Source organism: Halobacillus sp. B23F22_1 (assembly GCF_043497005.1).
GTDB lineage: Bacteria > Bacillota > Bacilli > Bacillales > Halobacillaceae > Halobacillus_A.
This window is the reverse complement of the sequence record NZ_JBIEKE010000001.1, coordinates 93,825-111,077: the sequence shown is the minus strand read 5'-3', so window position 1 is coordinate 111,077 and position 17,253 is coordinate 93,825. Positions and strand designations below refer to the sequence as shown.

Annotated in this window: 14 protein-coding genes and 2 tRNA genes; all 16 read right to left on the bottom strand. The window is 44.0% G+C overall.

Features of this window, described 5'->3' with window-relative positions:
• Positions 1–27: 27 nt before the first annotated feature.
• The 16 genes from asnB to ACGTNH_RS00540 all read right to left on the bottom strand — a co-directional run bounded on the left by asnB (position 28) and on the right by ACGTNH_RS00540 (position 17,054).
• Positions 28–1,944: an asparagine synthase (glutamine-hydrolyzing) gene (gene asnB / locus ACGTNH_RS00615; RefSeq protein WP_394584296.1), complete on the bottom strand. Its 1,917-nt coding sequence runs from the start codon at positions 1,942–1,944 to the stop codon at positions 28–30.
• Positions 1,945–2,019: 75 nt separating this feature from the next.
• A complete protein-coding gene (locus ACGTNH_RS00610; RefSeq protein ID WP_394584294.1) occupies positions 2,020–2,754 on the bottom strand; it encodes a hypothetical protein in 735 nt (244 codons plus the stop codon).
• Positions 2,747–3,283: an RNA polymerase sigma factor gene (locus ACGTNH_RS00605; protein ID WP_394584292.1), complete on the bottom strand. Its 537-nt coding sequence runs from the start codon at positions 3,281–3,283 to the stop codon at positions 2,747–2,749. The genes ACGTNH_RS00610 and ACGTNH_RS00605 overlap by 8 nt, the downstream gene beginning before the upstream one ends.
• Before the next feature lie 244 nt (positions 3,284–3,527).
• Entirely contained in the window at positions 3,528–3,977 is a 450-nt protein-coding gene (locus tag ACGTNH_RS00600) for a hypothetical protein (RefSeq protein WP_394584290.1), read from the bottom strand.
• Positions 3,978–4,188: 211 nt separating this feature from the next.
• Positions 4,189–5,220 carry a low-specificity L-threonine aldolase gene (gene ltaE, locus ACGTNH_RS00595; protein WP_394584288.1) on the bottom strand — a complete coding sequence of 344 codons (1,032 nt, stop codon included), beginning with the start codon at positions 5,218–5,220 and terminating at the stop codon, positions 4,189–4,191.
• Positions 5,221–5,770: 550 nt separating this feature from the next.
• Positions 5,771–6,991, bottom strand: coding sequence for a S1C family serine protease (locus ACGTNH_RS00590; RefSeq protein WP_394584286.1), 1,221 nt, complete (start codon positions 6,989–6,991; stop codon positions 5,771–5,773).
• A gap of 75 nt (positions 6,992–7,066) precedes the next feature.
• Positions 7,067–7,861, bottom strand: a complete 795-nt coding sequence (locus ACGTNH_RS00585) for an MBL fold metallo-hydrolase (protein WP_394584284.1) — start codon at positions 7,859–7,861, stop codon at positions 7,067–7,069.
• 21 nt (positions 7,862–7,882) lie between these two features.
• Entirely contained in the window at positions 7,883–8,770 is an 888-nt protein-coding gene (locus ACGTNH_RS00580) for a two-component system regulatory protein YycI (protein ID WP_394584282.1), read from the bottom strand.
• Positions 8,751–10,100, bottom strand: coding sequence for a YycH family regulatory protein (locus tag ACGTNH_RS00575; protein ID WP_394584280.1), 1,350 nt, complete (start codon positions 10,098–10,100; stop codon positions 8,751–8,753). The genes ACGTNH_RS00580 and ACGTNH_RS00575 overlap by 20 nt, the downstream gene beginning before the upstream one ends.
• Positions 10,097–11,932, bottom strand: coding sequence for a cell wall metabolism sensor histidine kinase WalK (walK, locus tag ACGTNH_RS00570; protein WP_394584279.1), 1,836 nt, complete (start codon positions 11,930–11,932; stop codon positions 10,097–10,099). The genes ACGTNH_RS00575 and walK overlap by 4 nt, the downstream gene beginning before the upstream one ends.
• A gap of 9 nt (positions 11,933–11,941) precedes the next feature.
• Positions 11,942–12,646, bottom strand: a complete 705-nt coding sequence (yycF, locus tag ACGTNH_RS00565; RefSeq protein WP_394584278.1) for a response regulator YycF — start codon at positions 12,644–12,646, stop codon at positions 11,942–11,944.
• Between the two features lie 366 nt (positions 12,647–13,012).
• Positions 13,013–14,413 (bottom strand): peptidoglycan DD-metalloendopeptidase family protein, encoded by a 1,401-nt coding sequence (locus tag ACGTNH_RS00560; RefSeq protein ID WP_394584277.1) that lies wholly within the window; start codon positions 14,411–14,413, stop codon positions 13,013–13,015.
• 309 nt (positions 14,414–14,722) lie between these two features.
• Positions 14,723–14,795 (bottom strand) — tRNA-Phe (locus ACGTNH_RS00555).
• Between the two features lie 204 nt (positions 14,796–14,999).
• A tRNA-Asp gene (locus ACGTNH_RS00550) sits at positions 15,000–15,076 on the bottom strand.
• A 78-nt stretch (positions 15,077–15,154) separates the two neighbouring features.
• Positions 15,155–15,694 carry an LOG family protein gene (locus ACGTNH_RS00545; protein ID WP_394584276.1) on the bottom strand — a complete coding sequence of 180 codons (540 nt, stop codon included), beginning with the start codon at positions 15,692–15,694 and terminating at the stop codon, positions 15,155–15,157.
• Positions 15,695–15,764: 70 nt separating this feature from the next.
• Entirely contained in the window at positions 15,765–17,054 is a 1,290-nt protein-coding gene (locus ACGTNH_RS00540; RefSeq protein WP_394584275.1) for an adenylosuccinate synthase, read from the bottom strand.
• Positions 17,055–17,253: the final 199 nt, after the last annotated feature.

Below are 17,253 nucleotides of genomic sequence, written 5' to 3'. Positions count from 1 at the left end.
TTTATCCGCGATGCTGCTGATGAGACGTTAATTCACGAGCTGCATTTGCTCCAGCACTTTACTTTCCGTTTCATCCTCTTTGCGCAGCTCTTCAAAGGAGTAGACGCCTTCGATATAAATCTGGTGCCACAGCATGAACATAAGCACGGTCCAGATTTTACGGGAGTAGTCGCCTTTTTGCTGGACGTGGGCTTCTAACAGGTCACTTACCACTGATTTTTGAATCAGGTGATCGGTGGCGCTTGCTTCAATCAAGCCTTTCGCCCATTCATATAGTTCATTGCGCAGCCAGTGACGCATCGGCACCGGGAAGCCGAGCTTCTTACGGTCGAGCACGTGATCGGGCACGATGCCGCGGGCGGCTTTGCGCAGGATGGATTTCGTTGTGCCGTCGGCGATCGTGCTGTGCACGGCGAGTTCGCGGGCGACGTTAAAGACTTCTTTATCTAAAAATGGGACGCGCAGCTCAAGTGAGTTGGCCATCGTCATTTTATCGGCTTTCAGTAAAATGTCGCCGCGCAGCCACGTGTGGATGTCCACATATTGCATTTGATGCGTCGCGTGGTATTCGTCAGCCGTTTGATACAGTTTCTGTGTCACGGATTGGTATGGATATTGCTTCGCATAGTTCGTCAGCAGGCGTTCTTTTTCCGCTTCTTCAAACATTTTCGCATTGCCGATGTAGCGGTCTTTCAGCGGTGTTGTGCCGCGTTCCAGCAGGCTCTTGCCGCGCACGCCTTCTGGTAATACGCGGGCGACCCCGTTTAATGCTTTTTTCAACAGACCAGGCATAGACTGGAATGCTTTTAACGATTCCGGCTCACGGTAAATGTTGTAGCCGCCAAACAGTTCATCGGCGCCTTCTCCGGATAAGACAACGGTAACGTCTTTACGCGCTTCGCGGGCAACGAAATACAATGGCACGCATGATGGATCGGCTAATGGATCATCCATGTGCCACATGATTTTCGGCAGTTTCTCCACGTATTCTTCCGCAGTAATTAAATACGAATGGTTCTCGACGTTTAAGGCACTGGAGGTTTCTTTCGCCACGTCTACTTCAGAATACCCTTCACGGGCAAAACCGACGGAGAACGTTTTAATATTCGGGTTGTACTGCTTCGCAATCGAAACGATTAGTGAAGAATCAATCCCGCCTGATAAGAAGGAGCCGACCGGAACGTCACTGCGCATATGGATGCCGACAGAATCAAACAGCACATCTTGAATCTGCTTGATTTGATTTTTTTCCTCCGTGATGACAGGCTGGAAGGTCGCATGGAAATAACGCTCCATCTCAAGCGGCTGACCTGATTTTTTCACAAAGTAGTGACCTGGCTCTACCTTATGTACACCGTCCGTCATCGTCATTGGCTCGGGAACGTACTGGTAGCTTAAGTAATGCTGAAGCGCCAGGGTCGATACTTCATCCCCGCTCATGCTGAAGCTTTTCTTTTCTGAAGAAAACCGCAGCACACCTTCTGAATCGCTGTAATATAGTGGTTTAATGCCAAACGGATCGCGTGCGCCGTATAAGTCTTTTTCTTGTTTATCCCAGATTAAAATACTGAACATGCCGCGAAGCTGTTTAAAAGCGTTTACTTTTTCGTCTTGAAAAAGTACGGCAATGACTTCGGTATCGGATTCTGTTTCGAATGTATAGCCTTTTTTGATTAATTGTTCACGAAGTTCAACGTAATTATAAATTTCTCCGTTAAACACCATCCAGTAGCGTTCATTTTCGAAATGAAACGGCTGGTGGCCGCTTTCAATGTCGATAATGCTCAACCGGCGAAAACCTAATGATATATGGTCATCGTGATAATACCCTTCTTCATCAGGACCGCGGTGCTTAATCAACTCGTTGCTCTTCTCAAATGCTTTGACATACTCTTCATTAACTGACTGCCCTTTGTTGTGTAAAATACCTATAAATCCACACATAACAGTAGATATCCCCTTTTAATTTTATTTCCTGAAAACGGCGGGATTCCTTTTTCTTTTTATATCGGAATTCCTTTATTCATCAACAATTTCGAAGCTCTCAAGCATCGTGTCAAATCGGACACCATGACCCTCTTCAGCTTCTAGAAAATACTTTTGTTTAATTACAAACAAGGCATTATTGTCATCTTCTGTGACGTAATACTTCTCCATGACGGAGTTCCACTGCTGTTCACCTTCTTCCGCCTCACTAGCTATAACGATTGAGCCTTCAAAAGGTTTCACAATTTCAGTATTTTTAATGATTCTATAGTCCCTGTCTTCTAAGGACTGCCTGATCAAATCAAGCTCCTGATCAGACGATGATCCCGTGATGGGCTGAATCTCCATCGAGACTTCGGGGTATTCCGGCCCAAGCTCCATATCGGGTACAATCCTGTCGCTCTGCACGCCTTCTTCCAGGCGGTAGCGCGATTCATCGACATAAATCACATAATCGAGGTCCGGATTGGCGTTAAGCTTGGCATCATTGACTTCGCGCTGACCTTCAAGCTCAAATTCGACCGTTTTTTCCTCTTCAAATAGATCCCACACGCTTTGGATGACAGCCTGCCCTTTACTCGTGCTTAAGGACACGGCAAAAAGCAGGAGGACGGCTGCGATACTGGCAGCTTTGATCCAGAGAGGGCGCTTCTTCGGATTTGTAAATAATTCCTTCTCAATATTGCTCCAAGCTGCATCCTTCAGCTCTTCCGCCGAATCGGTCTGCTTCTTTAGAAACTCTTCCATTGTGACTTTTTCCTTATTCATGTTCGATCTCTCCTAAAACCTGTTTAAGCTTCTGTCTGCCTTTGTAAAGCCTGGACTTGATCGTATTCTGATTTTCGGCGAGAATCGAAGCGATCTCTTTTTCCGAAAATCCGTGCAAATACTTCAGGACCACTACGGTTTTATGATGATGGTCGAGCTGGTCGAGCGCTTCTTCCAAGTCCTCGTAATCTCCTTCAACCGAGGATGTCGGATGCAGAAATTCGGAGGCCTCGACGTCCATATAAATGTTCCTGGAGTCGGAGCGTTTCTTGAGAAGGCGGTGGGTTTCGTTAATAAGAATCCGGTAGAACCACGGCTTAAACGGCTTCGCTTCCTTAAAGGATTCGATACTGCGGTACACGCGGATAAATGTTTCCTGTACGATGTCAGACGCATCTGCTTCGCTTTTTGTCATTGCGAATGCGGTACGGAGCGCATAGCCGGAATACAAATCATACAGCTTCTTAAAAGCCTTCTGATTTCCTTTTTTTACTTTCTTAATCAGCTTGCGTTCCATGTCCGTCCCCATCGTTTCCTCCACCTTTTTACACCTCTCTACTCTATCTACCTGCGAACATGGGAAAAAGTTTTCAATGGATCGAATTTTTTTAAAAAAATCTGCAGTAGAAGTATAATTTATCCATCTGCTGCCCAAAAATAGCCGATACAAGACTCGCTTGCATCGGCCGTTTCTTTCATTATATTCCCTTGTAATTTATTGTCAATGTGCTATGTTTCCTGTTATGGGTATATGTCCCAGGTACCATAAAACGTTATTTCGTGTCGCTGTAACCAGCCAGCTGCTGCTCAATGAAGTCTGAATCCTTCGATCCGACGCCGCTCATAATTGTTTGGAAAATGACGTCCCGCTGCTGAATACTCATTTCAGTGACGTCGTTGTTGTTTACAAACATCATTAACGTGCGGCCGGTTTTTTGATAAAAGTCGTAATCCCTCGTGTCTCCAGGGTATAAATGCTCGGATGAGGAAAGATCAGACGTGAGGCGGTTTAATGAAAAAGCAAGCGCCTCAATCTCTTCCGCAGACGCGTCCTCATCGCCAATACGAATCGCTAATTCCGTCATCAGGCCGCGTATGGCTGTTAAATCGGTTGATTTTGCTTCGACTAAATCATCTTGATGCGCCTGGTATTGATAGACGTTTACACCAACACTGATTACGAGTAATAGTGCTAAGAGGATGAACCACCGTTTCTTTATCATTATGAAGACCCCCTCACAGTCAACTTCCTTTTCTTTTATTATATCTAAAAACTCGACAATCATGGGGAGAATCACAAATTTAACTAAAAAAGTGTCCCAGGGTCGTGAGTGAGTTCGCCGCGTTTTTAACAATTTAGCCGCGGAAATCAGGATTTGGCCGCGGTTTTGTGAAAATAGCCGCGAAAATTTCAAAATGCCAGCGATTTACCTTTTACACACAAGTCCGGCTTACGCTCTTGATCCGATCAACCGTGTCGATGATATCCTGGCGGCTGACATCAAAGTGCGTTACAAAGCGAACGGTGTGAGGGCCAAAAGGAACAGCCAGCACGCCTTCTTTCTTCAATTCTTCTAAAAAATGCTCCGCTGTTAGTCCGAGCTCAGCAACGTTGACGAGCACAATGTTCGTATCAACTTCCCCCTCAACACTAAGTCCGGTCATTTGCTCGATTGATTCAGCTAAAAGGATGGCATTCTCATGATCCTCAGCTAAACGATCGACCATCTGCGTCAGCGCGACGTATCCCGGCTCTGCGATTACGCCGACCTGGCGCAGTCCGCCGCCGAGCCGCTTGCGCCATTTTCGAGCCCGCCGGATAAAGTCTGCCGAACCTGTAATCATCGATCCGACCGGGGCACCGAGACCTTTAGATAAGCAGAATTGAACGGTATCCGCCTGGGCTGCATACGCTTTAACGGAAGTGCCGGAAGCCACCACGGCGTTAAACAACCGCGCGCCGTCAAGATGGACAGGAATCGCATGTTCTCGCGCAATGTTATAAATCGCCTGCATATTCTCAAGAGGTACAATCGCCCCGCCGGCTTTGTTATGCGTATTTTCCAGACAGATCATCCCCGTCTCTGGAAAATGGATATCGTCAGGGCGGATGGCTGCTCGTACATCTTCAGGCTTCATCGCTCCTCTTACGCCTTCTAACGTGCGAGGCTGCACACCTGCTAAAGCACTCATCGACGCACCTTCATATAAAAAGAGGTGGGCGCTTGCTTCAAGCAGTACTTCATCTCCCCGGTTACAATGAGTTAAGGCAGCGATTTGATTACCCTGCGTTCCACTCGTTACGAATAAAGCCGCTTCCTTGCCAAGCATGTGTGCAGCCGTTTCTTCTAATTTTAAGACACTCTCATCTTCGCCATACACGTCATCCCCCACCTCTACGTCAAAGGCGGCCTGCCGCATGTCGGGAGTAGGGCGTGTTACAGTATCGCTTCGTAAATCAACCATATGTATTCCTCCTCATTAGCTTCATTGTACGAAACGTAAGGGAAGTGGACAACTTTTTTCCACTGTGGATAACTCACTCTCGGGAGTCGTTAGTCACCGTTTGTGAAAAAAGTGGAAGATTGTCGAGAAATGTGTGATAAAGTCAAGTGTGCCGTGGATATCTTTGTGCACATGTGGGTAACTCGACTAACGATTTAAGTTACCCACAATTATCCACAGACTTATGCACAGAATGAGGCAATTTTAAGCTATTCACAAGTTATCCAAGGGTATGAACATTCTATCCACAGTTTTATCCACATATACACAAATTGAAGAATGTATATGGTATTTCGTATGTATGTTCGCTACCATATATGTACCTTATCCAGATGGCTGTACACATGGTGTGGATAACGAAAATGAGGCTTGGGATAAATTAAACGGGCTTGAGCAAAACGGAATAAAGCACAAAATAATCCGAACGATTTGAGAGAAAAATCAGTTCGGATTATTTATGTTCATGAGCCTCTGCTTCTTCAGAAGACTTCACATTGTGTGACCTCTTGCTTTACTCCTGCGTTCCTAATGTAACGGTTGTCTGGTTCTGTTCACCGTCTCGATAATACGTAATCTCCAAATCATCGCCTGGATCTTTTTCTTCATATAAATATTTGCGCAGGTCAATGATATCTTCTACGGGTTCGCCATCAAGTGCTGTAATGACATCAAGAGCTTCCAACCCGGCTTTAGACGCTGGAGACATTTGTGTAACACTTCGAATATACAATCCGCCTTTGACGTCTTCAGGCAAGTTTAACGTCGACTGCCATTCGGACGTAGGCACTTCATTTAATCCGTACGCCTCAACACCGATAAACGCCCGGTTCACCTGACCTTCCTGCTCCAGCTCTTCGATCAACGGCAGAGCCGCGTCAATCGGAATTGCAAAGCCGATACCCTCAACAGAAGATTGAGCGACTTTCATCGAGTTAATGCCGATCAGCTGCCCTTCAATGTTAATTAAAGCGCCCCCGCTGTTTCCAGGGTTAATCGCTGCATCGGTTTGAATCACTTCCGCCTGCCAGTCTTCTTGCCCGTCGTTGTTAAAGTCTTGCGGAATCGCACGCTGCTTCCCGCTGATAATCCCTTTGGTGACAGACCCGGCAAACTGGAGTCCTAAAGGATTTCCGATCGCTATCGCAGGTTCGCCGACCTTCAGGTTATCGGAGGATCCGATTTCGGCTACTTGTTTTACATCATCATCTGGCATTTTTAAAACCGCTAAATCTGAAAACACGTCGCCGCCAATGAGTTCAGCAGGGACACGTGTTTCATCCGAGAGTACTACTTCGATTTCACTTGCTCCCTCAATGACATGATTATTCGTTACAACATATGCTTCACCGTTCTCCTGCTTATAAATCACACCTGAACCGACGCCGGCTTCTTCTGAACCATTTGGATTTTCATCCCAGAAGTTCGACTGCGACTGCATGTTGACGACACCTACAACGGAAGGGGTAACTTCTTCTACTACTTCTGTAATCTGTGTGTTTACATCTAATTCCACTTTTTCACTGCTTATGCCCGTGCCTTCATTATCTATGGATTCGTTTTCATCATTTGGTGTCGTTATGCTATAAGGAAGTAAATTGGTCTGAACCAGCGCAGGTAACGCCAGCAGGACAAGAACCGCGCCGAGAATAATTCCAACGAGCGTCGGCATCATAAATCGGCGGCTCTTCTTCTGCTGCTGTGTGGCTGGTGAATGATCGTCGTAGTAGCCCACGGCTATCACCTATCCTTTCTTTTCCACATCTTATTTTACCTTATTGTTACCTTAAGCCTGCTTTTTAAAACCTGATTATACTTTATATAAAGGAGTCGCTTGAGCTGGATCCGTATCGTGCAGCTCAATTCTTGAGCCTACTTCAAATCCGCGTTCTTTTAACACATCTTGCACCGACATCCGGGCGAGATCCTTCATATTATTATCCTGGCTTAAGTGAGCTAAATACACACGCTTCGTTTGATCATCTAAAATATCACATAGCGCCAGAGCACAATCTTCATTGGAAACGTGACCTGAATCTCCTAGAATACGGCGTTTTACATTCCACGGATACCTTCCCATGCGCAGCATACTGACGTCATGATTCGATTCAAAGACGAGAGCATTTGAGTTTTCTACCGTTTTTTTAATTCGTTCGGAGACATAGCCTAAATCCGTCACGAGTGAAATTTTTCTACCGTCTTTATGAAACGTGTAAAACATCGGATCAGCCGCATCATGTGATACCGCGAAGGATTCCACATCAATGCCGCCAAAATCTTTCACTTCTTCCATATTAAAATGAAACTTCTGATCTACTGAAATTTTGCCGAGCTGGCCTTCCATCGCCTGCCACGTTTTTTCGTTCGCATAAATCGGAAGGTTATAGCGGCGGGCCATGATTCCTAACCCTTTAATGTGGTCACTATGCTCATGAGTCACTAGAATCCGCGATAAATCATGAGGATTCACTTGCACCTGATCAAGCAGTCCTTCAATCTTCTTCCCGCTGAGCCCCGCATCTACTAATATCTTTTCCTCTCCCGATTCAATATAAAAGGCATTGCCTGTACTGCCGGAAGCAAGCACACTAAATTGTAACGTCATTGTATGACACTCCATGTTTCTCTATTCATCAGAGCCCTCTTCATCCCCTTCATTTGTGAAAACGTCCTGATTGTTCTCTGCGATCATTTCCTCAAAATACTCTGATGTGTCGTCAATAAACTCCTCTTCGTCTAAATCCAACAGCTGTCCATCTCCCGTCACGGCATTGAGAAACAGATCTTCTTCATCATTTACGGTAATTTTCCAAATCGGCGCAAACACCTGGGTAGGTTCAAAGCTTGCGGCTGAATGGTACCCAACTGTCATACTCGTGATTTCATCCCCGGAGGATATATCTCTTGATTCATATAAAATATCAATAACATCCCCTGGATCGAGTAATTCTCTTTGTTCATTACTTTCTCCTTCGTTTTCTCTCAGCTGGGTTAATTCATAACCTGTCATTTCCCCATTTTCGACATCTACCATGAGCACGCCGGCGGAGTTATAGTAGACGGTTCTTGCATTCCTCGTCTGGAAGAATAGAATTTTATCTTCTGTATCATTCCAGCCCCAGTAAGAATACTGATCGCTGAAAGGCACGTATTCACTTACCGCATCCGTCACAGCCTCTTCCTCATTTCCGATTTGCACCGGCTCATCTAACGTGGAAACGAGAAGTTGATTACCGTAAACACTCGCTTCCTGGCCTTCTAAGTCACCGATGCGTTCTAACTGAGTTTCTGTGAATTCACTGGGCGAAGCAAACAAAAAGTTTACTTCAGGAGCTTCCTCAGGCACCTCATCAGAAATGGAGACATTGTCCTCCGCCGGACTTTCTTCATACATTGATTCATTCACAGGACCAAGGGAAGCTTCTTCTTGTTTCGTTAAAAACTGCTGAAGTAAGAAAAGATCAAGCACGAGAAAACTAAAAATAAATAAAGTTTTAATTTGTCCCCATTGCATTGGCCTGTTCACCTACTTCCCCTGAAGAAATTTCTTTAATTTCTTTCCAGTTTCCATTTTCCAGCACAAACCATGCCGGTTTAAGGTCATACACTTCATAGCTGGACGATTGCTGTACTAATGAATACCCCACTTGTATATCTTCAATCACATTCATATTGTACTGTCTCGAATCTTGTAAGAAAGAAGACACCGTTTCACCGGAAGGAAGCTCTTCTTCTCTTCCGCTGCCCGGGAAGGAAGCATCAAAATCACGAAGCGGGCGCACGTAACGCTGTTCTTCTTCCCCATCATACTCCACCTCGATCTTATGGAGGTCATCCGAGCTGTTAAGAAGTGGAAGGTCGTTGAAGTACATGTGATATTCCACAAGAGAACGCGATGGATTCAATGATGTTAATTGAAAAGGATCCGTCCACCCTTCGTGGGTATTTACAAAGTTCAGACTGCTTTCTAATAAATCAAAAGAGCTTAACGCGGTTTGAACATCCGAATTCGTATTCGACGTCAGCTTCGTATATTCTAAACGATTGCCGCTGCCTAATACTTCGAGACGCCGGCTGTAATCTGTAAGTCGCTGTTCGGTCGTCGATGCGGACCTTTCTCTTACGACAGGGGAACCGTCAAACAACTCATTTCTTAAGGGTAAAATACCGATTTCTTGAGAATCAACAGAATCAACTTGCAAGGCGACTTTATCTTTCGGAATAAAAATTCGTTTTTCTTCATCTCCTGCAAACAAAATCTGTTCGCTTAATAACTCCTCGTTGTTCATGCTGGACTGCAGCTGATCAGCATCATCATTATTAATGGTCGCTCTAAAGGAAGTAGAGCTGGCTTGATCCGACGTAAACAGCAGCTCAGCCCCGTTTTCATCCTCGTTGAACGTAACAAAGATACGGTTAAATTGACCGCTCGGCGGTTCTATATCTGAGTTATCAAGACTGAATAGCTGAGGGATCGCTTGGGCCGGAATGTTGGTAGGAAATATGACTTCAGCCATAAAATCCTGGTCTGAGGGAATTCCCGTATTTTCCGTACTTACAAAGTTCGACAGCGTCCAATTCTTCATTTCACTATACGTAAGGGAAACATCTTCTTTATCTTCAAAAGAATAATGCGCGCCATCTCTATGAAAGACAAACTGCTTCGGCCGCACGATCCCGGCCATATCCAGTTCTTCTCCGCCAATCGTCGTTTCCTCGATCAGCCTCTCTTCATCGCCTTCACTCTCATATTCCGGCTGATAGTTCCATAAAGCGACAGTAAGCAGCAAGCTGAATCCTATTAAAATAACAAGAATAACCGATTTGAGTGTTTCAACCTTCATTTCCGCTTCCTCCGCTTCTGGTTAATGAGCGGCAGAGTAAAGAATACAGTTGTTCCTTTTCCTTCTTGACTGTTCGCCCATATTTGACCATGGTGAGATTCAATTATTTCCCGGGCAATAGCCAGCCCAAGACCCGTTCCGCCCATTTCTCTGGAACGCGCTTTATCCACTCGATAAAAACGATCAAATATTTTGTCAACTGTATCCGAAGGCATCCCCATCCCCTGGTCGCTTACGCTGACGAGAAGCTGCTTTTTAAGCGTCTCCGCCTTAAATGTAATCGTCCCGCCTTCTGGGGAATATTTAATCGCATTGGAAATAATATTGTCGAGCACCTGGGTAATTTTATCTTTATCAATCCATACAAACAGGTTTTGAGCTGACAATTCTCGATTTAATATATTTTTTTCGTCACGATTCATCTCAAATCGATCAATGACATGACTAAAATATTCAATAAATTCCACTTTTTCTTTAAAGAGTCCTGTATCCTTGCGATCCATTTTCGATAACTGCAGCAAATCGTTGACGAGACGAATCATGCGGTCGGTTTCGTTTTGAGTGACATCAAGGAAACGAGGAGCAATCTCTTTGTCCTCCCAGGCCCCGTCCGTGAGAGCCTCTAAATAGCTTCGCATCGTCGTAAGCGGTGTGCGTAATTCGTGCGATACATTCGACACGAATTCCCGGCGTTCCTGATCCATTTTTTCCTGCTCGGTAACGTCACTAATCACTGTAATGAAGCCGTCCATTTCCTCATTCTCATCCTGAACGACAGAAAAATTAGCTTTTAACAATAACTGCTTATCATCACTGCTTAAGTCTACAATAATCGATCCGATCGATTCTATATCACTAATTTCATTCACCTGGTCAGTCAACTCAAGAATATCCGTTAATGACTGGCCCTGGACTTCTTCAAAACTTTGGCCGATAAGCTTGGAAGCGGGAGCATTCATGAGAGTAATCGCTCCTAAACGGTCTGTAGCAATAACGCCGTCAGACATATTCGAAAGCACGGAGCTTAATTTACGCCGCTCTCCCTCTGTCGTGGCTTGCGACTGCTTGAGTTTGTCATTTAAGTCATTAAACGTAATGCCCAGCTGCCCGATTTCATCATTCCCATGAACACTTACTTTCTGGGAGAAGTCACCCGTGGCCATAATCTGCGCCTGTCTTCTCATTTCAGACAGCGGCTTCGTAATCGTACGCGCCACTAAGATGCCTAATAAAGCCGTGACCGTGATCGCTAAAATGGTACCTCTGGCAAAAATGTTATTAATCTGCTGCAGCTGCCCATAAACCCCGCTCATATCGGCTTCATAGTAAATAGCAGCATGGACTTCTTCTCCATCGCTGCTTTCTACTGGCCTGGCTCCTCGGCGTATCCGATTCTCGGTATTTGGGTCAATCCCCATTTCCCAATCGGCATTTTTATAAAGAAGAGCTCCTGTAATCATCGGGTAATCTGCCTTTTTCCCCACATCCGATCCTGTTAAATCGTCATCATATGTAGCAATGACGCGCCTGTTTGAATAATTAATCACCTGGACTTTCTGAATATCATCTTCATTAAAGTCGTTAATCAAACTCTGTACATCGGATTCCAACGAAGAGTCGGAGTCATCCCGTTCCGTCTCATAAGAGTTCTGCAAACTGTAGGTTAAAGAACGCAGCCTGCCGTCGATCGATTCATTGAAATTCTGCTCTAATCGATCCTCTAATTCGCCTACGAAATACGAGCCGATAACTTGAATGCCCAGTAACAGGAGGAGAATGTAGACAATCGTCAGCTTAAGACGAACAGACTGAAAAAAACCTACCTTTTTCATACACTAACACTACTCCTGCTCTGGATTTCGCAAATAATACCCGACCCCGCGGCGTGTCACGATCCACGCAGGGTTACTTGGATTTTCTTCAATCTTCTCACGCAGCCGGCGGACTGTTACGTCTACCGTACGTACATCACCATAATAATCGTAGCCCCACACGGTTTCGAGCAAGTGCTCACGTGTCATAACCTGTCCAATATGACGGGCTAAGTAATGAAGAAGCTCAAATTCACGATGCGTTAACTCGATGTATGATCCATCGCGCGTTACTGTATAAGCATCAGGGTGGATCGCTAAACGGCCGATCGTAATATCCTTCGACTGATGTGATTGATCTTCCGGCTCCTGCTGATGTCTGCGCAAGTTGGCTTTTACGCGGGCAATTAACTCCCGGTTGCTGAATGGTTTCGTGACGTAATCATCTGCGCCCATCTCAAGGCCGAGTACCTTGTCAATTTCAGCATCCTTTGCAGTAAGCATAATAATCGGCATGGCATGGTTTTTTCGTACTTCTCGGCAGACTTCATTTCCGTCTTTATGTGGGAGCATTATGTCGAGTAAAATTAATTCTGGGTTTTCGTCATTTGCTTTACGAATGGCTTCATCGCCATCATAAGCGCATACGACTTCATAACCTTCTTTTTCTAAATTAAATTTTAATATATCTGCAATTGGCTTTTCATCGTCTACTACTAGGATTTTCTGTGCCATTTTCAGTCACTTCCTTTTTTTCAACTTCTATTCTCTCTCATTTTAACTTATTTCCGGTGAAATGTCTTACATTACAAAAAAGCTTCTATGGTTTACATTATAGTTTTCTCTTTCTTATTAAATCATATAAGTTTATTCGTTTGATAGAGTAAAGGATTTTAGGAAACGACTCCGTTTCCTAAAATCCTTTTACAATAATAGCTAGTTAAAAAATACTCCATAAGCTTTGTCCCCATGGAAATAACCTTCACAGGCGTTCACTCATTCTATGAAATCCCCATCTTGCTGAAAAGGAATCCCTTGATTCTTCCTCTATTTAAATAAAAAAGCTTGCAGAGAAAGAATTTCTCTGCAAGCTTCGACAAGTTATTTTTGAATGTGGTCCAGTGGATTTTCTAACGATCCATCTTTATAAACTTCAAAGTGCAGGTGAACGCCGGTCGAACGTCCTGTCGTACCCATATCTCCTAGAGAAGAACCTTTTTCTACAGTGTCTCCCGCTTGAACATCAATGGATTTGAGATGAGCATAGATCGTTTTGTAGCCGTTGTTATGATCAACCACTACTTTATTCCCATAAGCCCCGCTCTTTCCTGCTTCGGTTACTTTTCCGTTATCAGCCGCTTTAATAGTAGGGTCTTTCACGCCCGCAATGTCAATGCCTTTGTGGAAGGATCCCCATCGCTCACCTTGCTTACTAGTGATAGATCCACCTACAGCCGGCCATCCAAAATCCCCTGTCCCTTTTGAAGGGATGACCTTTGTGCCTTTTAATACGATTTCTTTCTTTGGTTCCGATAGTTCTTTCTCTTCTATCGTACCTTCGTCCGTCTCGCGATCATTTGTCTTATCTTTATAGTAATGTACTTCTTTCTCGCCGTCTTTACCCTCTTGTTTTGTCTCTTTTTCACCCTTCATTAAGTCGTCGGTTTCGACTACTTCCGTCTCATAAGGAATCTTCTCTTTTTTTATTCCCTCTTCCTTAATTAAAACGTCCGTTAAAGGTGTTGTCTCTGTTACTTCGATCTCCTGATAGACTTGCACAGGCTCATCTTCATCTAACGTTGGATTAAGCTCAAGCAGTTCTTTTTCAGATAAATCATATTGAGAGGCGATATCTCCCAATACATCCCCTTTTTCCACCTGATGAACTTCTTTTTCTGTGTTTCCATTTTGTAAGACTTCCAGTGCTTCATCGACGTCGTTCATCTCAGACGGTTCTACTATTTTTTCTTTAAAGTCTACGTCTTTAGATAAATCGACATCGATAATTGTAGATTCATCAATCTCTGGGGTTTCTCCCTCGTCAAGATTCTCTATTTCTTTTAAATCTTCGGCATCTACAAACTGCTCTTTCAACTTACGCACCGCTTCATCTGCTTCTTGTTCACCTGGAAGATAAGCCACGGTTTCCTCGTCTACAGATAATTCAACTGCAGCTGCCCCCACTTCTATGGATTCTTCAAGCTCACGCATGGTTTTGTCGGAATCATGCGATGGTGAGAAGATTTTTTCCGGTACGAAAGATACTTCTTCTAAAAGCTCCACGTCATAATTTTCATTCTCATCTTGCGCCTCGTCTAAGTGTTGTTGAACGGTGTCCTCTGCCTGTTTTTTCTGATCCATTATTCCCACATGTTTATCACCGACATATACGTGGTAAACCGTTTGTAGATTATCTTCGGCATAGACGGTTCCAAAACTTAAACTGACACCAAGCATTGCAATCGCGGAAGCTTTTTTCCAAAGTCCCGTCGTCTCTTTCACGTTCACTTCCCCCTATGTCAACTTCTCTCTATTTGTCTGTATATTTGTGATTTTCTCGTATTTTTTGACACTTTACCAATTTACCATAGTAAGAAAGTCTATTGAATAGTTATTACAGGATGTAATGTATTTATAATATTGGTAATAAAAATCTCAATTTCAAAGGATAAAATGACATTAAAAGTGTAAAATTACTCTCTTTATTGGTAAATAATTCACATTTTATTGCGTTAAAGTTACAATTATAGGAATATAAGGATACGTAAAAAAACGTCAGCGACCTATAAGGTTCGCTGACGTTTTTTGGAGTGGCTCGGGACGGAATCGAACCGCCGACACACGGATTTTCAGTCCGTTGCTCTACCGACTGAGCTACCGAGCCATGGTAAGTATTTAAATTTTATTCTATCTCTCGCACATTATCTTGCTTCGAAGTAGATTCAAAGAAGTCCTGTGCTCGTCACGTTGCAATGTTTTTCGGTGAAGCCCGCGCTCCTCGCAAAGCCTTCGATGAAGGATCTCAAAGATGTTTTACAGCTTCTCTACCGACTGAGCTACCGAGCAAAATTAAGTATTTAAATATAAGTGGCGGTCCGGACGGGACTCGAACCCGCGACCTCCTGCGTGACAGGCAGGCATTCTAACCAACTGAACTACCGGACCACGTATGATGATTCTTCTTTACCGCAACGAAGAATATCATACCATACCTTTTAAAAATTACGCAATAGATTTTTCAATTTACTTGTTTTCCAGCAGCGAAAGCAGGTCGTGAGCGTCAGATGATTCTAGTAAAATCATCCGGCTCTCAGGAGAAACAAAACCAGCCTCTATCGCATGATCCATTAATTCAAGGACAGGAGAATAATAGCCTTGAATATTAAATAGGCCAACCGGTTTCTCATGAAGACCGATCTGTGCCCATGTAATCGTTTCAAATAATTCCTCAAGCGTTCCAAATCCTCCAGGCAAGGCGATGAACCCATCAGCAAGCTCACTCATCTTTTCTTTTCGCTGGTGCATCGTATCGACTTCAATGAACGTCGTGACTCCAGGATGTACGATCTCTTTTTCAAATAAAGGGGTTGGCATTATTCCTGTCACCTGACCGCCGTGTTCTAGAATGGTATCGGCCATAACCCCCATTAATCCACTTTTGGCACCACCGTAGACAAGCTCAATATTTTTTTCTGCAAAAGCTTTTCCAAGTATTCTCGTCTTCTCTGTAAATTCTGGATCATTGCCCGCGCTGGATCCAGCAAACACACTAATTCGTTTCATCGTGGATTCTCCTTCCATGTAAAAAAGCACGTCTCCCTATATTATAAGAAAGACGTGCTTTATTATGAAATTATTCGCTATACACGCTGCGTACTACGTTGGTTTGTGAACGATCAGGTCCTACGGAAAAGATAGACAGAGGAATACCTGTTAATTGAGAGACACGCTCCAGGTAATTTCTCGCGTTTACAGGGAGTTCGTGTAAGGAACGCACGCCTGTAATATCCTCATCCCATCCCGGAAGTTCTTCATAGACAGGTTCGCACTCAGCTAATACTTTCAAGCTGGCCGGGAATTCTTCCATAATCTCCCCGCGGTATTTATAAGCGGTACAGATTTTTAACGTTTGAATGCCGGTTAACACATCAATGGAGTTAAGAGACAAATCGGTAATTCCACTTACACGGCGGGCGTGACGTACAACGACACTGTCAAACCAGCCGACACGGCGCGGACGTCCAGTTGTCGTACCATATTCGTTTCCTACTTCACGAATTTTATCGCCGGTTTCATCTTCCAGCTCTGTTGGAAAAGGACCGTCACCGACACGTGTTGTATACGCTTTGGAAACGCCGACGACGTGCTTAATTTTTGAAGGACCCACACCAGAACCAATCGTTACACCGCCGGCAATCGGGTTGGATGATGTAACAAATGGATACGTTCCCTGGTCAATATCGAGCATAACGCCTTGAGCGCCTTCAAAAAGGACACGGCGTCCATCGTCAAGGTTATCATTAAGGACGACAGATGTATCGCATACATATTTAGCGATTTGCTGACCATAATCATAGTATTCTTCTAAAATCTCTTCTACGGTAAATGGAGTCGTTTCATAAACTTTTTCAAAAAAGCGGTTCTTATCCGCAAGGTTCTGCTCCAGCTTCTCACGGAACTCTTCTTTATCAAGCAGATCAGCGATACGAATACCGGTACGAGCCGCTTTATCCATATATGCCGGACCGATACCTTTTTTCGTTGTACCGATCTTATTTGCACCCTTTTGTTCTTCTTGTAATTCATCTAGTTTCAAGTGGTACGGGAGGATAATGTGCGCGCGGTTGCTGATGCGCAGATTGTCCGTTGATACCCCTTTATCATGTAAGTATTGAAGTTCTTCTAATAAGGCTTTCGGGTCAATCACCATGCCGTTTCCTAACACGCATTCCTTATCGTCAAAAAAGATCCCGGATGGAATCAAATGCAGCTTATACGTGATTCCGTCAAATTTAATCGTATGGCCTGCGTTGTTTCCGCCTTGATAACGCGCAACAACCTCAGCATTTTGTGATAGAAAATCTGTTATTTTACCTTTACCTTCGTCTCCCCATTGGGTTCCGACGACTACTACTGAAGACATAAGGCACCTCCGCCTGTAAAATTTACTATTTCATTAATTCCAACGTCAGTTTATCAATTTTAGAGCTGTACGTCAACGCAAAACACGAACATTTAATTTTAATATTATCGTAATGTTCGATTTATCTCAATTTCATAATTACTTATACTTACTTACAATAACTTAACTTACTTGAAGTTTAGGTTATAATTACTTATAA